The organism is Paraburkholderia pallida, from assembly GCF_004524855.1.
Classification (GTDB): domain Bacteria; phylum Pseudomonadota; class Gammaproteobacteria; order Burkholderiales; family Burkholderiaceae; genus Paraburkholderia; species Paraburkholderia oxyphila.
Genome location: NZ_CP038151.1, coordinates 694,812 through 715,625 on the forward strand (window position 1 = coordinate 694,812; position 20,814 = coordinate 715,625).

Here is a 20,814-nt window from a genome sequence, read left to right on the forward strand (position 1 = left end):
AACCCACAACCGTCCGTTGCCGAAGTGATGCATGCACCTGCTCCCGCTACTCGCGCCACGCGCGAGCCCCGCTTGTCGCGCAGGGTGCGCCCGTCGCTGATTGCCGTCTCGCTCGCCGCGCTGTGGCTGTCGGGCTGCGCCGTGCGGCCGACGCCGTTCACCGACGCCGAGCGCGTGCAGAGTGCGCAAGCCGACCGCACGGCGATGTTCTCGGATCAGCCGCCGCTCGCCGCGCCCGTGACGCTCGAAGAGGCGATGGCGCGCGCGATCCGCTACAACCTCGACCATCGCCTGAAGATGATGGAAGAGGCGCTCGCGCAAAAGCAGCTCGACGTCGCGAACTTCGACATGCTGCCGCGCCTGACCACGCAGGCCGGCTATACGAACCGCAATCATCCGCTGGCGACGTCGTCCGAGGGGCTCTACACGAATACGGAGGTCGTGCCGCCGTCGTTCTCGACCGACCAGAACGACCGCACGGCCGATCTCACGTTCTCGTGGAACCTGCTCGATTTCGGCGTGAGCTATTTCGAGGCCAAGGAGCAGGCCGACCGCGTGCTCGTGGTCGAGCAGCGCCGGCGCAAGGTCATGCAGCTGATGATGCAGCAGGTGCGCGAAGCGTATTGGGAAGCGGCGGGCGCGCAGCGCCTCTCGAGCCGCGTCGGGCCGCTGCTCGTGCAGGCCAGGCAGGCGCTCGACGACTCGCGCCAGTCGCAGCAGGAGGGCTTGCGCTCGCCGCTCGACACGCTCGCCTATCAGCACTCGCTGCTCGACATCATGCGCCAGCTCGAAGCCGTGCGCGATCAGCTCGACGAGGCCAAGCCGCGGCTTGCTTCGCTGATGAACGTCGCGCCCGGCACCGACTTCACGCTCGCGCCGCCCGAGGGCTTTGCGCTGCCCAGCTTCGACATGCCGATGGACCGCATGGAGGAGACGGCGCTCGAGCGCCGGCCGGAACTGGTCGAGGCGAGCTACAACGAGCGCATCAGCGTGAACGAGACGCACAAGGCGATTGCGAAGCTGCTGCCCGGCATCGAGGTGGAGCTGGGCGGGCACTACGACAGCAACAGCTTTCTCGTCTATCACGCATGGCGCGCGGCCGGCATCAACGTGAGCTGGAACCTGCTGAACGTGCTGAACGCGAAAAACATCCGCGGCCTCGCCGACGCGCAGCACGAAGTCGCGCACGCGCAGCGGCTCGCGCTCTCGATGGCGGTGCTCACGCAGGTTCACGTGGCGCGCGCGGAACTGAGCGCCAAGGAGCGCCAGTTCGATCTGAACCAGCAGATCAACGACGTCGACAGCCAGATCCTCCAGCATACGCACAACGCGACGGTCGCCAATGCGCAGGGCAAGCTCGAGGAGATCCGTGCGGCGAGCTCGGCGATGATGTCGGAGCTGCGCCTCTATCAGAGCTATGGCGAGCTCGAAAGCGCCTACGGCCAGATGCTGGCCACGCTCGGGCTCGACGCGGTGCCGGCCGGCGCCGGCACCGCCGATTTGAAATCGATCGAGCAGTCGATCGACAAGGAACAATTGCGATGGGCCGCGTTCGCCCACGCGGACGGAGTGAAGACGCAATGAACGGAAGGTGCAGGGCAGGGCTGCGCCGCGCGGCCCGCATGAAGGTGGCCATGCCGGCGATGAAGGCGATGGGGGTGGTGGCCGCAGGGCTGGTGTTGGAGTTGGCGTCTCAAGGCTGTCTGGCGGCGGGCTCGCCGGCGGCGGCAGTGCCGGGCGTGGCGGCGCTGCCGGTTGCCATCGCGGCGCCGCGTGCCGACGATGACGGGCGCATTCGCGTCCAGCTCGTCGCGCGCGATGAGGTCGAGCTCTCGAGCGAAATCAGCGCGAAGATCGCCTCGATGCCGTTTCGCGACGGCGACGCGTTCCGCGCGGGACAGACGCTCGTCTCGCTCGATTGCTCGCTGTACGCGGCGCAATTGCACAAGGCGCAAGCGGAGGCCGATGCGGCCGTGCAGCTCAAGCAGGTCGACGACCGGCTCTCGCAGCTGCACTCGATCGGCGAGATCGACGTCCAGCAAGCGGACGGGCGTGCGAAGGCGAGCGCGGCCGAAGTCGCGTACATGCGGGAGACCGTGCGCAAGTGCAGCATCGCCGCGCCGTTCGACGGCCGCGTCGTGAAGCGCAGCGCCGCCGCGCAGCAGTTCGCGCAGCCCGGCAAGACGCTGCTGACGATCGTCGACACGGGCCATCTGGAACTCAAGATGATCGTGCCGTCGAAGTGGCTCGCCTGGCTCAAGCCGGGCCGCCCGCTGACGGTCAAGGTGGACGAAGTCGGCAAGACCTATCCGGCCGCGGTGGCGCGCATCGGCGCGCGCGTGGACCCGGTGACGCAGACCGTCGACGTGACCGCCGCGCTGGCTGGCCATCCGCCCGAGCTGCTGCCCGGCATGAGCGGGTGGGCGAGCTTTGGCGACAGCGCCCGGTAACCCGTCCATGAACGCTCCGCTGCGCATCGACGCAAGCGCACTCGCTGTGCTCTGGCAACTCTCCGCCCGCGCGCGCGAAGCGCCGGGCGAGGAGACGCTCGGCTTCGTCATCGTCAACGAATCGCTCGCGCTCGCGCCTTACCGCCAGGCGGCCTGGTGGCGCGCGCCGGCCCCGGTGCCGGGCGCGGTCGCGGCCGTTTCGGGCCTGCCGCAAAGCGACCCGGGCGCGCCCTATGTGCAGTGGCTCGGCGAGGTGTGCCGCATGCTCGAGCGCCGCTCGGCCCATCCGCACGCGCGGGGCGCCGCTGGGCGGGCTCAGGACGGCGCTTACGACGCATCGGCGGCCACGGCTGGCCCGCCGGCCCAGGCCGGCGCCTACGACGCTCCAGCGCCCCCGGCGCGCCCGCCCGCGCAGCCTGCCGACGCGGCCTCCAGCACTTCGCCCTTCGCTTTTACCGCGCACGCGCTGCCCGAAGCGCTCGCGGCCGACTGGAGCGCCTGGTGGCCGGCGCATGCGCTGTGGGTGCCGCTCGTCGATCGGGCGGGCCGCTCGTTCGGCGGCGTGGTGTTTGCGCGCGAAGCGCCGTGGACGCCAGTCGACGAAGCCTTGTTCGCCGAACTGGGGAGCGTCTGGGCCCATGCGCTCGCGGCGTTCGCGCCGCGGGCCTCGTGGATCGAGCGCGCACGGCTCGCGCTGCGCGCGGGCAAGCAGCGGCGCCGCGTGCTCGCGGCACTCGCCTGTGCGCTCGTGGTGCCGGTGCCGCTCACGGTGCTCGCGCCGGCCGAAGTGACGCCGAAGGACCCGTTCGTGGTGCGCTCGCCGCTCGACGGCGTCATCGACCGGCTGTTCGCGCAGCCGAACCAGCGCGTGGCGGCCGGCGCGCCGCTGTTCGCGCTCGACTCGACGGCGCTGGCCTCGCGCTATGCGCTCGCGAACAAGAACTACGCCACGGCGCAGGAGGAGTACCGGCAGACCGCGCAGCTTGCCGTCACCGACGACAAGGACCGGCTCGACATGGCATTGCGCCAGGGCAAGCTCGACGCCAGCGCGGTCGAGCTCGACTTCACGGCGCGCGAGCTAGCGCGCGTGCGCGTGAGTGCGCCGCGCGCGGGCGTGGCCGTGTTCTCCGATCCGAACGACTGGAACGGCAAGGCCGTGTCGACCGGCGAAAAGGTCATGCTGCTCGCCGATCCCGCCCACGTCGAGCTGACCGCCTACGTCCCCGTTGCCGACAACGTCGACGTCGCGCCGGGCGGGACGCTCACGCTCTATCCGAAGAGCTCGCCGCTCGCCTCATACGACGCGCGCATCGACACTGTCGCGTATCGCGCGGAGCCCACGCCGGACGGCGTGGTGGCCTACCGCGTGAAGGCGACCTTCGTCGGCACGGCGCGGCCGCCACTCGGCGCCATGGGCACCGCACGCATTCATGGCCGCTGGGTGCCGCTCGCCTACTGGCTGCTGCGGCGCCCGCTCGCGTCCGCGCGGCAGTGGCTCGGCTGGTGAGCCGTGCGCGGCGTGTCCTTTCACTTGATGTAGCGCTTCGATGCCCCTTCCGACCCTTCGCCAGGAACTGAGCCTGTCGCCCGCCGCCGCGACGCCCGATGGCGCGCCCACGTGGATGCTGCACGATCCGGCGGCGAACCGCTTTTTCCAGATCGGCTGGCCCGCGTTCGAGATGCTCTCGCGCTGGCCGCTCGGCGACGCGGCCGCGATCATCGCCTCCGTGAATGCCGAAACGACCTTGCAGCTGACGCTGGACGACTTCGAGATGCTCGTGCAGATGCTGCGCCAGCAGCATCTGCTGGTGTCGGCCAACGCGCTCGATACGGGCCGGCTCGCGGGCGCCGCCACGGCAAGCCAGCTTTCGCATGCGATGTGGCTGCTCAAGCACTACTTGATGATCCGCGTGCCGCTCTGGCGGCCGATGCCCTTCCTGCGCCGCTTCGCGCGCTACGCCGAGCTCGCCTATCGGCCCGCGTTCTGGGCACTCGTCGGCTGCGCGGCGCTGGTGGGGCTCGTGCTCGTCTCGCGCCGTTGGGACGAGTTCGTCCATACGTTTCATGGCTATGCCGATCTGCATGGACTCCTTACGATCGGTCTCGCGCTGGGCTTCGCGAAGGTGCTGCACGAGTTCGGGCACGCGTTCACCGCGCATCGCTACGGCTGCCGCGTGCCGACCATGGGGGTGGCGCTGCTCGTGATGGTGCCGGTGCTCTACACGGATACCACCGAAGCCTGGAAGGTGCCGGGGCGCTCAGAGCGCTTGCGCATCGGCGCGGCCGGCATGCTGACCGAGCTCGCGCTGGCCGCGTTCGCCACGCTCGCCTGGAGCGTGCTGCCCGACGGGCCGCTGCGCGCGGGCGCCTTCCTGCTCGCGACGACCACCTGGATCGGCACGCTGACGATCAATGCGAGCCCGTTCATGCGCTTCGACGGCTACTTCCTGTTGTCCGACTGGCTCGACATGCCGAACCTGCACGATCGCGCGTTCGCATTCGGGCGCTGGTGGATGCGCGAGCGGCTGTTCGGCTTCGGCGACCCGCAACCCGAGCCGTGCGCGCCGCGCCGCCGCCGCTTCCTGATCGCGTTCTCGTTCGCGACCTGGCTGTATCGGCTTGTCGTGTTCTTCTCGATTGCGTTGATCGTCTATCACGCGTTCTTCAAGGCGCTCGGTCTCGTGCTCTTTTGTGTGGAGTTCGGCTGGTTCATCGCGCGGCCAGTCGTGCGCGAAGTGCTCGCTTGCTGGCGCCGCCGCGCGGATCTGCATTGGGGGCGCGAGACGAGGCGCAGTGCGATCGTGGGCGCGCTGCTGTTTGCGTTCTTCGTGCTGCCCTGGCACGGCGGCGTCAGCGCGCCCGCGGTGTTCGGACCGTTGCATGCGCAAGGACTCTACGCGCCCGAAGCCGCGTACGTGACGCAGGCCGCGCCCGTGGCGCGGGACGGGCAGCGTGTGCGCGCGGGCGACGTGCTGGCCGTGCTGGCGTCGCCCGATCTCACGCATCGGCTGCAAGCCGCCCAGACCGAAGAGGCGCTGCTGCGCTGGCAGCTCGATCAGCAGTCGTTCGACGAGCGATTGCTCGAGCAGGGCGTGGCGTTGCGGCGGCGCTGGGAAGCGGCGCGCGAAACGGTGCAGGGGCTTGCCGCGCAAGTTGCGCAACTGACGCTGCGTGCGCCATTCGACGGCACCGTGCAAACCGGCGACGCGCTCGCGCCCGGCACCTGGCTGCCGCGCGGCGAGCGGCTGTTCGCCGTCATCGGGCCGGCCGGCGTGAAGGGCGATGCGTACATCGGCGAAGACGATGTGGCGCGTATCGCACCCGGCGAGCGCGTCAGCTTCGTCGCGGCGGTGCCCGAGCTCGGGGCGCTCGATTGCCGCGTCACGGCCGTCGACCGCGTGAACCTCGCCACGCTCGATGCGCCGTCGCTCGCGAGCGTCTACGGCGGCCCGCTGCCCGTGCAGGCTCAGCCCGGCACGCACCAGCTCGTGCCGCTCTCGGCCACCTACCGCGTGCGCATCGGCGCATGCCCGGCGAACCAGGCCTGGCCCCGCGAGATCGCCGGCACGGCGACGATTGGCGGCGCGCGCGAGAGCTTCCTCTGGCGTGCCCTCAAGCGCCTCGTGTCGGTCTTCGAGCGCGAGAGCGGGGCCTGATTCAGTCGCAACATTCAATCGCGAGGCTCCGCCGGGCAGGGCGGGCAGCGGCTGCCAGGTGCTGCTGGCAAGCTTCCGGCTTGCCTCGCGCCTACGCATCCTTTTGCTTCTTCCTCGCCGGACTCAAGTTGGCGGGAAGCTGATCGAGCGTCGTCAGCAGATCGCGCTGCGAGCGGATGCCCAGCTTGGCGAACGCCCGGTACCGGTACGTGAGCACCGTGTTTTCGGATAGCTCCAGCAAAGCGGCCGTCTCTCTCGACGTTTTTCCCGCGAGCAGCCAGGAGATCACCTGGCGCTCACGATGCGCGAGGTTTGTCAGTATCCGGTGATGCAGCGCATCGCTCACGGCGCGGCGTGCGGTCTTTCTCACATGGGCGAGCACGGCTTCGTGCAGGACGGGCGCGCAACGCGTAATCGTTTCGAAGTCCTCTTCAGAGAACGGATCGAACGACAGGTTTCGATATAGGCTGATCGCGGCGCGGAAGCCATCGCGGTCCAGCAGCAGCACCGATACGCGCTCCCTGATGCCGGGCTTCGTGTAGCACAAGTCGCGATAGCGCGGGTCGCTCACGTCCTCGGCAAACTGATGGCTCATCCACAGTTGCGAGCGCGCCGGCACGCGCTTGCGCGCGAGCCACGTCATGTTGTTATCGAGCAGATCGAAGCGATTGCGGTAGTACTCGACGGCCGTAATCGAAGCGACAGCACCGTGCGCGCTTGCCGTCGACAACGCCGAAACGCGCCCGGTCGCTTGCAGCGCGAACAGCGTGCAGTGACTCGCGGGCAGCAGCGGCTGCACCGCCTCCAGGATGTATTGCGCGAGGTCCTCGGTTCCTATGCCGGCGATGACCTTTGTCACGAACGGGAGGCGCAATGTCGTCGCACCGGGATTGGATTCTCCAGTATTTCACTCGTTCCTCATCAGGGTTTGTACGTCATAAGAACCTATGACAACGGCAGCGGCCGGTTCGCTGAACAATAACGTTGTCGGCGCTTCGATCACGCACGTTACACGCAGTGCGAAGCGCAATCAATGAAGGAGACCAACCCATGAGCGACACGCGCGGCAGGCTCGACCGCATCGGCCCATTTGAATACCGGCGGTTTGCAGCCTCCCTGCCGGCGCTGGAGAACGGCGTGGAGACGCAAAGACACGATGTCGTCATCGTGGGCGGCGGCCCCGTCGGGCTCGCAACCGCGCTGGGCCTGGCACGATTCGGGGTGCGATCCGTCGTGATCGAGGCGGACGATTCTGTCTGCGAGGGCAGCCGGGCGGCCTGCATCTCTCGCCGTAGCTTGCAGATCGTGGAGAGACTGGGCGCTGTAGAGGATTTTCTGGCGAAAGGTCTGCGCTGGAGCCGGGGCCGCAGCTTCTATCGCGAGCATGAAGTCTTCCGCTTCGAGATGCCGGATGAACCATCGGAGAAGTTTCCGCCGATGATCAACTTGCAGCAGTACTACATCGAGCACTACTTGCTCGAGGCCATCGCAGGAGTCAATGCGTCCCGTCCAGGCACTGTCGACGTGCGCTGGGACTCGCGCGTGAGTGGCGTATCGACCACCGACAGCGGCGTCGCAATCGAGATCGAGACGCCCCATGGCCGGTATCGGTCCGGCGCGAACTGGCTGGTCGCGTGCGATGGCGGCCAGAGCTTTGTCCGCAAGACGCTGGGCCTCGAACTGGCGGGCACGGGCTACGAAGGGCGTTACGTGATCATCGATATCGAACTGGCCAGCGAAGCGCCGGCCGAGCGGCGCGCGTGGTTCGATCCGCCGTGGTGGCGCGGGTCGACCATCCTCATGCATCGCCAGCCGGACAATATCTGGCGCATCGACTATCAGTTGCGGCCCGGGGATTGCGCCGAAGACGCACTCACGCCCGCGCGAGTGCAGGCGTTCGTGCAGACCCACCTCGATGCGATCGGCGAAGGCCATCTGCCCTGGAAGCCTGTCTGGACCTCGGTCTACCGCGCAGGCGCCATGACACTCGATGCATACCGGCATGGCCGGATTCTGTTCGCCGGAAACGCCGCGCACGCGATGCCGATTTTCGGCGTGCGCGGTCTCAACTCGGGATTCGACGATGCCGACAATCTCGCCTGGAAGCTGGCGTTCGTCATATCGAATGGCGCGGACGAAGGACTGCTCGACGGCTACAGCGCCGAACGGATCGAGGCTTTTCACGAGAATGCGGCCAGCGCGATGCGCAGCACCGAGTTCATGTCGCCCCCTTCGCGCGGCTTCGACCTGATGCGCGAAGCCTGTTTATCGCTGGCTTATGAGCATCCCGCGATTGCGAGCATGGTCAATCCCCGGCAAACCGAGGCGATCACCTACACGAGCTCGACGCTCACGCCCGATGGCGATGGCTTCGAATCGGGACCCGCGCCGGGCGGCGTCGCCATTGATGTTGCGCTCGACGCGCACGGGCAGTTTTTGAGCGACGTGTTTCAGGCTCCCGGTTTTACCGTGCTCGCGTTCGGGCTTTCGACGGATCGGAAGCAGTCGCTGGCCCAGGCGCTGGCGACCCTTGCCGTGCCGGTTCAGATTCGAAGTGTCGGTGTTACCGGGGGCGAACACGACTTCCTCGTTTCGGCCGAGGCGATGGCGCGCATCACCCGGGCATATGGCGCCGGGGAAGGCTCGGTCTACCTGATTCGCCCCGACGGTCATGTGGCCGCCCGATGGCATCGGCCGTCCGGGCAAAGCGTGCGCGTGGCCATCTCCCGCGCCTGCGCCACGAAACTCGATGTCATGGAGGAAGCATGCCTGAACTGAATAGCCATTCGCGAGATCGCGTCTACACGCATTGCGCCCGTGCCGTAAGCGCCGCGGGCAGAGAGAGCGAGTCGCTCTTCCTCGCAAGACTGGCGCTGCTCCTCTTCGAACAGATCGGCGACGCGCAAGCATGCGAAGCCGCCATAGACGCGGCGCTTCATAGCCTGCCGGCGCCGTCTCTGTCGGCTTGAGCAGCGAGCGCTGTGGCACCCCTTTGAGCCATTGCGAAACTTCAACCTGTTGATTTTCACCATGAACAATGCAATCGCAAGCCCCGCTGCAGGCCATGCAGCGCCCGTGCCGATCGGCACGATCCTGGGCCTTCATCACTTTGCGTGGCGCTGCCGCGACGCCGAGGAAACCCGCTGCTTTTACGAAGACGTCCTCGGTCTTCCGCTCGTTCACGTGATCAAAAAAGACCATGTGCCGAGCACCGGGGAATTCTGCCCGTACGTGCATATCTTTTTTCGCATGGCCGATGGATCCCATATCGCCTTTTTCGATCTGGGCGATGGTCAAAGTGCTGCGCCCAGTGCAAACACGCCCGCATGGGTCAATCACATCGCGCTGCGAGTGGACAGTCGCGCGAAGCTGGAAGCGATGAAAGCCCGCTTGTTGGCGCACGGAATTGAAGTGCTCGGCATCACGGATCACGACGGCTATATCGAGTCGATCTACTTCTTCGACCCGAACGGATTGCGCCTGGAGCTGACGACTGAAGTCGCCCCTGCCGATGTCGTGAGCGATTTCGCGCGGCATGCCCATTCGCAGCTTGCGCAATGGAATGTTGAATCCGCCACGCGCCGCGCGGCCGGGAAGGAGGGCGCATGAGCACGCTATCCCCCGCGCTTCGACTCGCAACGCGGCACGACGGCAGCCGTGATGGCGAACTGGTCATCGTCTCGTCCAGCTATCGGCGCTGCATGCCGGTGCCTCGCATCGCCAGGACCCTGCAGGAGGCGCTCGACAACTGGTCGACTACCGCGCCTCAACTGGAGGCTTGCTGCCAGCGTTTGGACGCCTGCGGGTGGGCATCTTGCGAGCCGTTCGATCCGGCGGCGGCGCTCGCTCCCTTGCCGCGCGCGTATCAATGGGCCGATGCCTCGGTGTACAGGAATCACGCGCGCCTCATGTATCAATGGCGCCGGGAGCCCATTCCGGATCGATACGAGACCGAGCCGCTCGTGTATCAGGGTGGCTCGGACGTGATGCTCGCCGGCACGGCGCCGATCGTGGGGCTCAGCGAGGCGCATGGGATCGACTTCGAGGCGGAGATCGCGGTCGTCACCACCGACGTGCCGCTGGGCGCCACGCTCGAACAAGCCCGCAACGGTATCGCTTTGGTCGCTCTCGTGAATGACGTGTCGCTGCGTGGGCTCATCCCGGGTGAGCTTGCTCGCGGATTTGGCTTCTACCAAAGCAAGCCGGCAAGCAGCTTCGCTCCGGTCGCCGTTACGCCCGCCGCGCTCGGTCACGCGTGGCGCGACGCGATGCTGCATCTTCCGGTGCGAGTCGAGCTCAATGGCGAGCTATTCGGCACGCCAAACGCGGGTGAGGAAACGGTATTCAATTTCGCGCAGATCATTGCGCATCTAACCAAAACGCGCGCGCTCTGCGCGGGGACGATCGTGGGCGCGGGCACGATCAGCAACGCGGACCCATCGACAGGCAGCGCCTGCGTGACAGAAGCCCGGGTACGACAAGCGCTCTCAGGCTGGCCAGGCGACCAGCAGCAACGTTATCTGCAATACGGGGACCGGATTCGCATGGAAGTCTTGACCGAGGACGGCCGCTCGGTATTCGGCGCAATCGACCAGACGGTAATGAATACATGACGTGATATCGCGTCGAATATTGGAGACGAGTATGACTTCAGCTACAGCAGGAAATGATAGCGATCTGGCCGCGCTATACCGGAAAATCAGCCGGCGCATCGTGCCGTTTGTCTTCGTGGGATTCGTGATCGCGTTCCTTGACCGTATCAATATCGGCTTCGCGCAATTGCAGATGAAGGCCGACCTTGGCTTCAGCGACGCGGTGTACGGGCTTGGCGCGGGCGTGTTCTTCCTGGGTTACTTCCTGTGCGAAGTGCCCAGCAATCTGCTGCTCGAACGCATTGGCGCGCGGCGCACTTTCATGCGGATCATGATTGGCTGGGGCGTGGTTTCGTCGTGCATGTCGCTCGTGACGACGCCATGGATGCTTTACGCGATGCGTTTCCTGCTCGGCGTGTTCGAGGCTGGATTCTTCCCCGGGATCGTTCTTTATTTGACTTACTGGTTTCCCGCTTCACGCAGGGCATCGGTCACCGCGTGGTTGTTCGTGGCGGTTGCCGTCGCGGGCGTCACGGGCGGCATCGTTTCGGGCGCCATCATGCAATACGCGGCCGGCGTGCATGGCCTCGCAGGCTGGCAGTGGATGTTCATTCTCGAAGGATCACCCGCGATCCTCATGGGCGTCGTCGTGCGACTCTGCCTTGTCGATAGCCCGCAGCAGGCGGGGTGGCTGACCGAAGCGGAGAAGCAACGCGTCCAGCGAGATCTGGACGCGGACCTGGCGTCCAAGGAAGCGCTCGCATCGGGGTCGATCGGGGCTGCGTTGCGCAATCCAATGGTGTATCTGTTTTCGGCGGTCTATTTCACGCTGACTTGTGGAACGATGGCCATCAGCTTCTGGCTGCCCACCATCATTCACGGCGCTGGAATCCACAGTGTCTTTGACACCGGCTTGTTGAGCGCCATCCCGTATGGGATCGGGGCCATCGGGATTGTCGCCATCTCGCGTCACTCGGATAAACGCCGCGAACGATTTTGTCACTACGCCGTGTGCGCCATTGGCGGTGGGGTTGCGCTCTGTCTCGTGGGCCTGTACGGAAGCGGACTGTATTCGGCGTTGCTGTTCCTCAGCATCGCGGTGGTGTTGACGTTCGCTGCGCTACCGATCTGCTGGTCCATGCCTCAAGACCATCTCTCCGGTTCCGGCGCAGCGGGCGGAATCGCGTTGATCAGCAGTCTCGGCCAACTCGGCAGCTTCTTCAGCCCGGCGCTGATTGGCTGGATCAAAACGACCACGGGCCGACTCGATGCGGGACTCTACGTTCTTGCCGCGTTGCTGATAGCGGGTGGCGTTGCGGTGCTGGTCTATTCGGGCAGACGTATCGGCAGCGCCGCGCGCAGCGTCGCCTGAGCGTTCCTTGGACCGCCGCGATATCAACGCCGCGGTCTGAATGGCGGGCGCAACGCGGCCAGCGAAGCATGCTTCGCCGGCTCGCGTGTATTTCGCGTGCGTTAGTCCTTCGTGCCCACGGTCTGCAGCGGCACCCACTTGCCGCCCGCGACCTTGTACACCGTCACGCCGCCATACTTCAGGTCGCCGTACTGATCGTACGAGAGCTCGGTGGTGGTCACGCCCTTCATGTTCGTGGCCTTCAGCGCAGAGAGGAAGACATGCGGGTCGGTCGAGTTCGCCGTCTTCATGGCGTTGAACACGGCCATCGTGCCGTCGTAGGCATAGGGCTCGTACAGCTCGACCGGGCGGCTGAAGCGCTTCGCGTAGTGGTCGGAAAAGGCCTTGCCGCCCGGCATTTTTTCGAGCGGGCTACCCTCGGATGCGGCCAGCGTGCCTTCGGATGCCTCACCCGCGATCTTGATCAGGTTGTCGGACTGCACCATGTCCGGTCCGATCAGCGCCGCCTTGATCGCCAGCGAGCGCATCTGTTTCAGCATGGGCGCGGCCTGGGTATCGGCGCCGCCGTAGAACACCGCATCGACGTTTGCCGCCTTGATCTTCGTGAGAATCGAGCGGAAGTCCACGGCCTTGTCGGTCGTATATTCCTGGTCCACGATGGTGGCACCCGCCGCCTTCGCGGCCTTGGCGAACTCTTCGGCCACGCCCTGTCCGTAGGCGGTGCGGTCGTCGACGATCGCCAGGCGCTTGAACTTGAGACCCTTCACCGCGTACTCGCCCAGCACGCTACCTAGTTGGGTGTCCGAAGTCAGCAGGCGGAACGTGGTGGGCAGGCCGAGGCGCGTATAGGTGGGCGCCGTGGCCATGGCAATTTCAGGGATGCCCGCCTTCGCGTAGATGGGCGCGGCCGGGATGCTGGTGCCCGAGTTGTAGTGGCCGATGACGGCAGCCACGCCGTCGTCAACGAGCTTTTGCGCGACCGTCGTGCCGGTGCGCGGGTCGGCCTGGTCGTCCTGGCCGTCAAGGACGAAACGCACGGGCTTGCCGCCGATCACCGGGTTCGTGGCATTCATGTCATCGATCGCCAGCTCCACGCCGCTGCGGAAATCGGCACCGTAGTGGGCCTGGCCGCCCGTGAGCGGCGCGGCAAAGCCGATCTTCACTTCGACCGGCGACGATGCAAAGGAGCAGGGTGCGCCTGCCAGGGTAAAACCCAGGATGCATGCTGCGGAAATGACTGTGCGATGGAACTTCATTGTTTTGGGTGCTCCTCGATGATGGATCGTGCGGGTGCCCACCGCCCTGGTGGTCTTTGCGGGCACATGTCTCCTCGCGTTCCGTTTTTCCGGTCGGCTGCAAGCAATATACGAATCCGGGGCTTGCCGGGTCTTGTCGAAAATAAACAGTGCCGATGCAGAAATCGGCATAGTGCGCGTGGCGCTGCGCATGGGTATGGCAATGCGGATTGCCGATATGCAGCGGCGCTTTCACGGTCATCCGGAACGAATGCTTGCTTGCAGAAATTAAGAAGGACCGCGCCTCCGTCTAGGAGCAAATCGACCGGATCAAGGAACGAACTCCAAGTGCTGGCCGCTACGGAGAAAATTAATAAGCACATCAAAATTCGACTCGACAATGCGTCGTTGGTCCTTGCGATGGAGACGGAGGGTGGCGGCAAGCACACCGTGTTCGGGCCGTTCTTCGGCCTGGGTCCACGGATACTAGAACGACGAAGCTGCTTATTTCCGCGCCTGTCCCGACAGGTAAATTACGGTTCTTCCAGGGCCAGGGTGTGAGGCCATAGGTACACAATGGCGGCCTCGCCGGGGGGGCGTTCCGGCCCTTGTCGGGCCGTATCGACCACGAGTGGGCGGCCGGCATGAATTGGGGAAACTCCTGGACCGGATGCTAGAACGCGACAGATTTAACAAAGTTAGAATGAAGTCTCTAAATTGACCAGCGCGTCGGCGTGCTGGCGGCAGCGCTTTCCGGCCGCCGTGACGCCGACTATTGGCCGCCGTGGCAACGGCCAGGCTGCGGGTGCGAAACGGGAGACGATGCGTGAATGTTCCTGAAAGAAAGTCATTTGCCACCACGCCGGAATCCAGTGCGGCCACTTTGCGCACCGTGACCGGCTCCGCTGCGTCTGCAGCGACTCCAGCTCCGCAAAGACGACGACGCCCCTATGCAGGGCGTTGCGTATTGCCTGGATAGGCCTCGCTAGCCAACGTCCGTCGCGCCTCGCTGCGCTCTGTCGACAGTGCTGACATGCAGCCGCCGCTGCATGCGAACCCCCATTCTGATTTTGGCTTCCCCGATGGGAGGTATTGACATGTTGAGTCCACACGAGCTTGCTACCTTGATGCTGGTGAAGAACGCGCCCGACTGGATCGAGCCGGACCGCATCGAGCTAGGCGCGTTACGCGAGCTTCAACTGATCGACATCGAGCCGCCGGAATCAGGCGTTGCGCTTGCGCGCGTCACGCCGCGCGGCGACGCGCTGCTGCGCGCGGTGTCCCGCGTGCGCTAGATACGCGCCAGGCACGCGCCGGGTGTGCGCCAGGTAACGGACACCGTCCACGAGTCGAATTTATATCCAGGGTATGCGGGCCCTTGAGAAAGGGCAGCGCTTGCGGGGTATCCAGGGAGGCTGATATGGACCAGGCGTGGCTGAACATGGCTGTCGCGGCGATCGTGCCGATCGTCCTTGTGGTTGCGGCAATTTCCATTCATCACCATCGCCGCGAGCGGCGGCGTGCCGATCTGCTGCGCAATCTCGATCATCATGATTGGTGCCGGTGGGTCCGAGCAAAACATTGAGGATCACGAAGCGTCAAGATGAAATGCGGTGGCTTTGTTGTTCGAGTGGCGTCCGTGCCACAAACGCGTTTACGCCAACATCACGTCTCATCCCGAGACCGACGACGGGGATCTTTTGTGAGCTACGATTTCGCCGAAAAGGATCTGGCGCACATTCGCCATGTTCTCAGCCATCTGGAGCAGTCGGCTGCGGGCGTGCGCATTCTTGAAACCGGCCCGATGGCCAGCCTCGACTATTGGCAGGCGAGAATCCAGGCGATCCTGGTCATGCCCATGCTGTCCACGCATGCGCAGAAGCAGGCCAAAGAGTTGCTCGGCCGCCTGGAGCGGCTCAAAGACTCGCGCCGATGCGCAGCGGGCTCGTGACGATCGGCTGAGCGGTCGCTAATATTGCGGCTGTCGGGTTTGGCACAGCTTCTGTCATGAGAATCGATCCGTACAGCCTGGAACTCTTCATCTCCGTGGTGCGCGAGGGCTCCATTGCGCGCGCGGCCAGCCGCAATCACATCGCGCCTTCGGCGCTCAGCCGCCGTATCGCGGACCTGGAGAGCGCAGTGGGCTTGCCCTTGCTCATTCGCTCCCATGGCGGCGTCGAGCTGACCGAAGCGGGCCGCCAGGCGTACGCGCGCGCGACGGCTCTGCATGACCAGTTGCAGTCGTTCGCGCGCGAGGTGCAGTCGGTCAGCGGCCAGATCGCAGGCATCGTGCGCCTCTACGCCAACGCCTCCGCGATAGTCGGCTTCCTGCCCGAGCGGCTCAAGGCATTTCAGGCCGATTACCCGCTCGTGCAGATCGAATTGACGGAGCAGATCAGCGACGAGGTCGTGCGCGCGTGCATGGAGGATCGCGCGGACGTTGGCGTATCGGCTTGCGGCAAGACGCCCGCGGGGCTCGAATCGTGGCACTTCGCCGACGATCCGCTGATGGTCGTGCTGCCGCCCGATCATGAGCTGGTCTCGATGGCTGCGCCCACGTTCCACGACGTTCTGCGCTTTCCGCTCGTCGCGCTGCAGGCCGGCGGCTCGCTCGACCAGGTGGTGAAGGAGCGCGCCGACGCCATGCGCGTGCCGCTCAAACTCGCCGTCACCGTGAACAGCTTCGACGCTCAATGCCGCATGGTCGAGGCGGGGCTCGGCATCGGCATCGTGCCCGCCAGCGCCGCGTCCGCCTTTGCGGGGTCGAGCGGCTTCGTGCGCAAGCCGCTCGACGAAGCGTGGGCCATGAGCCGCAGCCTGCACGTGCACGCGCTCAGAAAGTCGTCCCGTCTCAGGGCCGTTCAGGCGCTCATTGACGCGTTGACACGCACCCAGGCCTAACCCGGGCATCGCGATCCGCGATGCCCCCATTGCCGATCGAGCACTTTGCACGCAAGGGCCCGCCGTCTAGATTTCCGCTCAAGGAGAGATCGGATGGCAACCCTGGATTTGAGCGGCCGGATACTGTTTCTTTGCACGGATGCGGACGCGATCGAGCAGCAGCTCAAAGGCGCGGACCTCGCGGACGTGCCGCCGCACGCGTTGAGAGACGACGTATCGACGGACGAGATTACGCCGATGAGTGTGCTCACGCGCTTCGACGACCGGCTGGGGCGGGTGCCTTATCTCGGCTTGCGGGTTGGCAATCGCAATCCGGTCGGCATGGATGCCGTGCGCGCCGGCGGCTTTTGCGTGACAGTCGCGGGCAACCGCTATGGCAAGGGCTCGTCGCGCGAGCATAGTCCGCTGGCGGAATACCGGGCCGGCATCCGCCTCGTGATCGCGAAGAGCTTCGAGCGCATCTATCGACAGAACGCCGACAATCTCGGCCTGTTCACGTCGACGGATTTCGGGCTGATCGCACGCATCCGGCGCGGCGAGCCCATCGAGATCGACGAGCTCGTCGCCTCGCGCGATAGTCTCGCGGCCGAGATCCTGCGCAGTGGCGGATTGCTGCGCTACGGCGCGCGAGCGATGCGGCAGATCCATTGCGTGCGAGAGGCAGTCGACAGCGCACCGCGCACGCTCGTGCAGAAGATTCTCGAACGCCACGCGCTGCAAACCGGCGGCACCGGCGAGACGCTGGTGCCGGGCGCGGGCGCCTTCGTACGGGCCGACTGGCGCTTCATCCACGAGTACTACACGGGCATGGCGGCGCATATGCTCCATGCCACGTTCGGGCGGCCGCTCGCATTGCACGACCGCGCAACGATACTCGCGTTCGAGGATCATCTTTCGTATGCGCACAAGAGCGCGTTGCACGTGCGAAACGGCCTGCTGCCCGATGTGCGGGAGCTTTCCGCGGCGCATCGTCAGTTCGCGCGCGAATACGGCGTGAGGAACCACGGCTACCTGAGCGAAGCCGAAGGGGCCTCAAGCGAAGGTTCGGAAGGCATCTCTCACGCGATGATGGCCGAGCGCTATGCGTTGCCGGGCCAGTTGATCGTGGGCACCGATTCGCACACGCCACATAGCGGCGCGCTCGGCTGTGTGGCGTTCGGCGTGGGCACCACGGACATGGCCAACGCTTTCGTGACCGGCGCCGTGCGCATGACCGTGCCGCAAACGCTGCGCGTCGAGTTCAACGGCAAGATCGCAGCGGGCGTGACGGCGAAGGACCTGGCGTTGCACCTGCTCGCCGACCCGCGAATCCGCTCGGGCCTTGGCTTGGGCAAGGTGTTCGAGTTCTGCGGCGCGGCGATCTCGCAGCTGACGACCGACGAGCGCGCGACGCTCACGAACATGACCGCTGAGCTGGGCGGGTTCACCGGCATTGTCGCGCCCGACGCGGAAACCGTCAGGTTCCTCAAGGAGCGCCGGGGCATCGACTTCGAGATCGAGCCGTGGATGTGCAGTGACGAAGGGGCGCAATACGCAGAAGTCCTGAGCATCGACTGCGAGGCAATTTCGCCGATGCTCGCTGCGCCCGGAGACCCGGGCAACGGCATTGCGCTGCGCGATCTTGCCGAGCGCCCGCACGTCGATATTGCCTACGGCGGCTCTTGCACGGCGGGCAAGCGCGAAGACTTCGATCACTATCACGAAGTGCTGGCATGGGCTGCCGCGCGTGGCCTGCGCGTGCCCGCGGGCGTCAAGCTGTATCTGCAGTTCGGCACCTCGGAGGTGCGCGACTACTGCGAGCGGCGCGGCTACCTGAAGGCGTTCGATGAGGCTGGCGCCATTCTCCTGCAACCCTCGTGCGGCGCTTGCGCCAATTGCGGGCCGGGCGCATCCACGGCGGCGAGCGAGGTGACGATCAGCGCCATCAACCGCAACTTTCCGGGCCGCTCGGGCCCGGGCCAGGTATGGCTCGCGAGTCCGCCGACCGTGGCGGCGAGCGCGCTGGCCGGCCGGATCGCGTCGTTCGCCGAGTTGCAGGAGCAGTACCGGCAAGCTGCGCGCTTACGCCGGCAGTCGGGCTAACGGCCGGTTGAGCGCGGCGATTCATTCAAACAACGATTCAGGAGACAAGCATGGCCATTCTGGAGAGCGCTGCGCACCTGCGCGCCACCGACCTGGTAACGCCAGCCGACGCCGTTACAGACGCCAGCAAGGGCGCGATTTCCGCGCGGCTCGACCGGCTGCCCGCGACCCGCGCGATATGGAAGTTGATCCTGTTGCTGAGTCTCGGATTCTTTTTCGAGCTTTATGACCTGCTGTTCACGGGCTACGTGGCGCCGGGGCTCGTGAAGGGCGGCATCCTCACGGCCACGACGACGGGCCTGTTCGGCACCTCGGGCGTGGCGAGCTTCATTGCTGCGCTCTTCGGCGGCCTTTTTCTCGGTACGATCGCCTGCGGGTTTCTCGCCGACCGCTTCGGCCGCCGGGCCATCTTCACGTGGTCTTTGCTCTGGTATGTGGCGGCCAATACCGTGATGGCCTTCCAGGACACGGCGGGCGGCCTGAACTTCTGGCGCTTCGTGTCGGGCATGGGCATTGGCGTCGAGCTGGTGACGATCGGCACCTACCTTTCCGAACTCGCGCCGAGGCACCTGCGCGGGCGGGCCTTCGCGGTTTGCCAGACGATCGGCTTTTCGGCCGTGCCCGTGGTGGCGTATCTCTCGTATCTGCTGGTGCCGCGCACGCCTTATGGGGTCGACGGATGGCGATGGGTCGTGCTGCTGGGCGGCGTGAGCGCGCTGTTCGTGTGGTATTTCCGGCGCAATCTGCCCGAGAGCCCGCGCTGGCTGGCTAGCAAGGACCGCCTGAAGGAGGCCGACGCCGTCCTCAGCCGTCTCGAAGACGAGGTCGCGCGCCAGTACGGCAAGCCCTTGCCCGTGCCCGGCCGCGCCGAGCCGGTGGCGCATAAGGCGGGGTTCGCCGATATGTGGAAGCCGCCTTATCGCAAACGGACCATCATGCTCGTGGTCTTCCACATTTTTCAGACCATCGGCTTCTTTGGCTTTGCGAACTGGGTGCCGACGCTGCTCGTCAAGCAGGGCATCACGGTCACGTCGAGCCTGCTTTACACCACCGTGATCGGTCTTGCCGCGCCACTCGGGCCGCTGCTCGGCTACTGGATCGCGGACCGCTTCGAACGCAAGCATGTGATCGTCTTCATGGCGGCGGTGAATATCGTTAGCGGGCTGCTCTTCAGTCAGGTCGCATCGGCGGTTGCGATCGTGACGCTCGGCGTGCTGCTCACGCTAGCCGGCAACATCATTTCGTTTACCTACCACACATATCAGCAGGAGCTTTTCCCAACCGCGATCCGCGCGCGAGCAGTGGGATTCGTCTATTCGTGGAGCCGCCTCTCGGCCGTATTCAGCTCGTTCGTGATCGCGTTCATGCTCAGGGAATTCGGTGTGACGGGCGTGTTCGTTTTCATTGCCGGCGCGATGGCGCTCGTTATCGTCGCGATCGGTCTCATGGGCCCGCGCACGCTCGGTCAATCGCTCGAAAGCATTTCGCATTAGTTTCGCAACTTCTGCGGATTCCCCGCCGCCCTCACGCCCCGCACGCATGAATCAAAAACTGCTGCAACGCCGCGGCGGGGCCGCTCATCTGCACATCCTTCTGCCAGATCATGCCGGCCTCCATATGAGGAATCGCATCGAGCACGGGCCGCGCCTCGATGCGATTGCCTTCTAGCGACCACGGCCGGAACACCATGTCCGAGAGCACCGTCACGCCAAAGCCATGCGCAACGAGCCCGCGCAACGCTTCCATCGACGAAGTGCGGAACGCGATATTCGGCTTCACGCTTTTCTTCTTCCAGTAGCGCAGCGTCGACTGCTCGGCCTCGTCCACTGTAATCAAAATGTAGGGATGCGCAGCAATGTCCTTGAGCGACGGCGCGTCGATGCGCGCGAGCGGGTGCGTGGGCGCCACCCACAACTGCCGCCGCGAGCGGTTGAGCACGTGGCTGCCGAAGCGGCTCAGGCGCTCGACATTCGATAGCAGCACCACGCCTATCTCCACCTCGCCGTTCAGGACCGCTTTTTCGATGTCGGGGCGCTCGCGGTCCTGCAAGTCGAAATCCACGAACGGGTAGGTGCCGCGAAAGCGCGCGAGCAATTCGGGCAGGAAATAGCCGAGCACCGTATAGCTCGCGGCAATGCGCACGGTCCCGCGCATGTCGTGCGCCCGGAACGGCGGTTTGTGCACCGCATCACGCGCGGCGTCCAGCACGCGGCGGGCGTGATTATAAAAATCCTGGCCATCCGGCGTGAGCACGACGCCATGCGGCAGGCGCTCGAACAGGCGCGTGTCAAGCCCGCTTTCGAGCGCGAGCACGGCGTTAGTGATGGCCGATTGAGAGACGTGCTCGTTGGCCGCCGCCATCGAGAACTGGCCCGTTTGCGCCGCCGCCACGAAGTAGCGGAGCTGCCGCAGCGTGAGATCGAATGCCATCTGTTTTTCGCATATCAGAGTTGCCTATTTGTGATTTTACGATACGAATATGGCTTTCTATACTCGCCGGAAAATGATTATCCAGCGGAGACATAC

At 65.4% G+C, this 20,814-nt stretch carries 18 protein-coding genes; 15 read left to right on the plus strand and 3 right to left on the minus strand.

Annotation, left to right across the window (positions count from 1 at the left end; genetic code table 11):
- Positions 1-27: 27 nt before the first annotated feature.
- From E1956_RS37980 to E1956_RS37995, 4 genes are read left to right on the plus strand one after another with little or no spacing between them, the layout of a single operon-like run.
- On the plus strand, positions 28-1,584 hold the full coding sequence (locus E1956_RS37980; protein ID WP_134759607.1) for a TolC family protein: 1,557 nt from the start codon (positions 28-30) through the stop codon (positions 1,582-1,584).
- Positions 1,581-2,450, plus strand: a complete 870-nt coding sequence (locus E1956_RS37985) for an efflux RND transporter periplasmic adaptor subunit (protein ID WP_232072390.1) — start codon at positions 1,581-1,583, stop codon at positions 2,448-2,450. Before E1956_RS37980 ends, E1956_RS37985 begins: the two co-directional genes overlap by 4 nt.
- A 7-nt stretch (positions 2,451-2,457) precedes the next feature.
- Positions 2,458-3,957, plus strand: coding sequence for an efflux RND transporter periplasmic adaptor subunit (locus tag E1956_RS37990; protein WP_134758492.1), 1,500 nt, complete (start codon positions 2,458-2,460; stop codon positions 3,955-3,957).
- Positions 3,958-3,997: 40 nt separating this feature from the next.
- The gene (locus E1956_RS37995; RefSeq protein WP_134758493.1) at positions 3,998-6,106 is read left to right on the plus strand and encodes an HlyD family efflux transporter periplasmic adaptor subunit; all 2,109 of its coding nucleotides are present in this window, start codon (positions 3,998-4,000) and stop codon (positions 6,104-6,106) included.
- 91 nt (positions 6,107-6,197) lie between these two features.
- Here E1956_RS37995 and E1956_RS38000 read toward each other — a convergent pair whose 3' ends face one another.
- Complete coding sequence (locus tag E1956_RS38000) at positions 6,198-6,965, minus strand: response regulator transcription factor (protein ID WP_232072392.1); 768 nt, start codon at positions 6,963-6,965, stop codon at positions 6,198-6,200.
- 191 nt (positions 6,966-7,156) lie between these two features.
- Between E1956_RS38000 and E1956_RS38005 the strand changes: the two genes are divergently transcribed.
- The 4 genes from E1956_RS38005 to E1956_RS38025 all read left to right on the plus strand — a co-directional run bounded on the left by E1956_RS38005 (position 7,157) and on the right by E1956_RS38025 (position 12,070).
- The gene (locus E1956_RS38005) at positions 7,157-8,884 is read left to right on the plus strand and encodes an FAD-dependent monooxygenase (protein WP_134758494.1); all 1,728 of its coding nucleotides are present in this window, start codon (positions 7,157-7,159) and stop codon (positions 8,882-8,884) included.
- 252 nt (positions 8,885-9,136) lie between these two features.
- On the plus strand, positions 9,137-9,715 hold the full coding sequence (locus E1956_RS38015; RefSeq protein WP_134758496.1) for a VOC family protein: 579 nt from the start codon (positions 9,137-9,139) through the stop codon (positions 9,713-9,715).
- Complete coding sequence (locus E1956_RS38020; protein WP_134758497.1) at positions 9,712-10,719, plus strand: fumarylacetoacetate hydrolase family protein; 1,008 nt, start codon at positions 9,712-9,714, stop codon at positions 10,717-10,719. The genes E1956_RS38015 and E1956_RS38020 overlap by 4 nt, the downstream gene beginning before the upstream one ends.
- A 31-nt stretch (positions 10,720-10,750) precedes the next feature.
- Positions 10,751-12,070 (plus strand): MFS transporter, encoded by a 1,320-nt coding sequence (locus tag E1956_RS38025; protein WP_134758498.1) that lies wholly within the window; start codon positions 10,751-10,753, stop codon positions 12,068-12,070.
- A 101-nt stretch (positions 12,071-12,171) separates the two neighbouring features.
- On the opposite strand, the gene E1956_RS38030 is transcribed toward E1956_RS38025, so the two are convergent.
- Positions 12,172-13,326 carry a branched-chain amino acid ABC transporter substrate-binding protein gene (locus E1956_RS38030; protein ID WP_134758499.1) on the minus strand — a complete coding sequence of 385 codons (1,155 nt, stop codon included), beginning with the start codon at positions 13,324-13,326 and terminating at the stop codon, positions 12,172-12,174.
- 34 nt (positions 13,327-13,360) lie between these two features.
- Here E1956_RS38030 and E1956_RS38035 point away from each other — a divergent pair, with 34 nt between their 5' ends.
- The 7 genes from E1956_RS38035 to E1956_RS38060 all read left to right on the plus strand — a co-directional run bounded on the left by E1956_RS38035 (position 13,361) and on the right by E1956_RS38060 (position 19,781).
- Entirely contained in the window at positions 13,361-13,597 is a 237-nt protein-coding gene (locus E1956_RS38035) for a hypothetical protein (protein WP_134758500.1), read from the plus strand.
- A gap of 805 nt (positions 13,598-14,402) precedes the next feature.
- Positions 14,403-14,600, plus strand: coding sequence for a hypothetical protein (locus E1956_RS38040; RefSeq protein WP_028220360.1), 198 nt, complete (start codon positions 14,403-14,405; stop codon positions 14,598-14,600).
- A 125-nt stretch (positions 14,601-14,725) separates the two neighbouring features.
- Positions 14,726-14,890, plus strand: coding sequence for a hypothetical protein (locus tag E1956_RS46435; protein ID WP_167338397.1), 165 nt, complete (start codon positions 14,726-14,728; stop codon positions 14,888-14,890).
- A 117-nt stretch (positions 14,891-15,007) separates the two neighbouring features.
- The gene (locus E1956_RS38045; RefSeq protein WP_134758501.1) at positions 15,008-15,256 is read left to right on the plus strand and encodes a hypothetical protein; all 249 of its coding nucleotides are present in this window, start codon (positions 15,008-15,010) and stop codon (positions 15,254-15,256) included.
- Positions 15,257-15,312: 56 nt separating this feature from the next.
- Positions 15,313-16,206, plus strand: coding sequence for a LysR family transcriptional regulator (locus E1956_RS38050; RefSeq protein WP_134758502.1), 894 nt, complete (start codon positions 15,313-15,315; stop codon positions 16,204-16,206).
- A 93-nt stretch (positions 16,207-16,299) separates the two neighbouring features.
- The gene (locus E1956_RS38055) at positions 16,300-18,288 is read left to right on the plus strand and encodes an aconitase family protein (RefSeq protein ID WP_134758503.1); all 1,989 of its coding nucleotides are present in this window, start codon (positions 16,300-16,302) and stop codon (positions 18,286-18,288) included.
- Positions 18,289-18,338: 50 nt separating this feature from the next.
- On the plus strand, positions 18,339-19,781 hold the full coding sequence (locus tag E1956_RS38060; protein WP_134758504.1) for an MFS transporter: 1,443 nt from the start codon (positions 18,339-18,341) through the stop codon (positions 19,779-19,781).
- 31 nt (positions 19,782-19,812) lie between these two features.
- Here the strand turns inward: E1956_RS38060 and E1956_RS38065 are convergent, their stop codons facing one another.
- Positions 19,813-20,718: a LysR family transcriptional regulator gene (locus E1956_RS38065; protein WP_134758505.1), complete on the minus strand. Its 906-nt coding sequence runs from the start codon at positions 20,716-20,718 to the stop codon at positions 19,813-19,815.
- Positions 20,719-20,814: the final 96 nt, after the last annotated feature.

What these genes read in the sequence shown, in the direction of transcription:
- E1956_RS38065 (WP_134758505.1), bottom strand. Translation starts at nt 20,718, where the DNA reads ATGGCATTCGATCTCACGCTGCGGCAGCTCCGCTACTTCGTGGCGGCG.
- E1956_RS38030 (WP_134758499.1), bottom strand. Translation starts at nt 13,326, where the DNA reads ATGAAGTTCCATCGCACAGTCATTTCCGCAGCATGCATCCTGGGTTTT.
- E1956_RS37995 (WP_134758493.1), top strand. Translation starts at nt 3,998, where the DNA reads ATGCCCCTTCCGACCCTTCGCCAGGAACTGAGCCTGTCGCCCGCCGCC.
- E1956_RS38020 (WP_134758497.1), top strand. Translation starts at nt 9,712, where the DNA reads ATGAGCACGCTATCCCCCGCGCTTCGACTCGCAACGCGGCACGACGGC.
- E1956_RS38040 (WP_028220360.1), top strand. Translation starts at nt 14,403, where the DNA reads ATGTTGAGTCCACACGAGCTTGCTACCTTGATGCTGGTGAAGAACGCG.
- E1956_RS38060 (WP_134758504.1), top strand. Translation starts at nt 18,339, where the DNA reads ATGGCCATTCTGGAGAGCGCTGCGCACCTGCGCGCCACCGACCTGGTA.
- E1956_RS38015 (WP_134758496.1), top strand. Translation starts at nt 9,137, where the DNA reads ATGAACAATGCAATCGCAAGCCCCGCTGCAGGCCATGCAGCGCCCGTG.
- E1956_RS38055 (WP_134758503.1), top strand. Translation starts at nt 16,300, where the DNA reads ATGGCAACCCTGGATTTGAGCGGCCGGATACTGTTTCTTTGCACGGAT.
- E1956_RS38050 (WP_134758502.1), top strand. Translation starts at nt 15,313, where the DNA reads ATGAGAATCGATCCGTACAGCCTGGAACTCTTCATCTCCGTGGTGCGC.
- E1956_RS38005 (WP_134758494.1), top strand. Translation starts at nt 7,157, where the DNA reads ATGAGCGACACGCGCGGCAGGCTCGACCGCATCGGCCCATTTGAATAC.
- E1956_RS37990 (WP_134758492.1), top strand. Translation starts at nt 2,458, where the DNA reads ATGAACGCTCCGCTGCGCATCGACGCAAGCGCACTCGCTGTGCTCTGG.
- E1956_RS37985 (WP_232072390.1), top strand. Translation starts at nt 1,581, where the DNA reads ATGAACGGAAGGTGCAGGGCAGGGCTGCGCCGCGCGGCCCGCATGAAG.
- E1956_RS38025 (WP_134758498.1), top strand. Translation starts at nt 10,751, where the DNA reads ATGACTTCAGCTACAGCAGGAAATGATAGCGATCTGGCCGCGCTATAC.
- E1956_RS46435 (WP_167338397.1), top strand. Translation starts at nt 14,726, where the DNA reads ATGGACCAGGCGTGGCTGAACATGGCTGTCGCGGCGATCGTGCCGATC.
- E1956_RS37980 (WP_134759607.1), top strand. Translation starts at nt 28, where the DNA reads ATGCATGCACCTGCTCCCGCTACTCGCGCCACGCGCGAGCCCCGCTTG.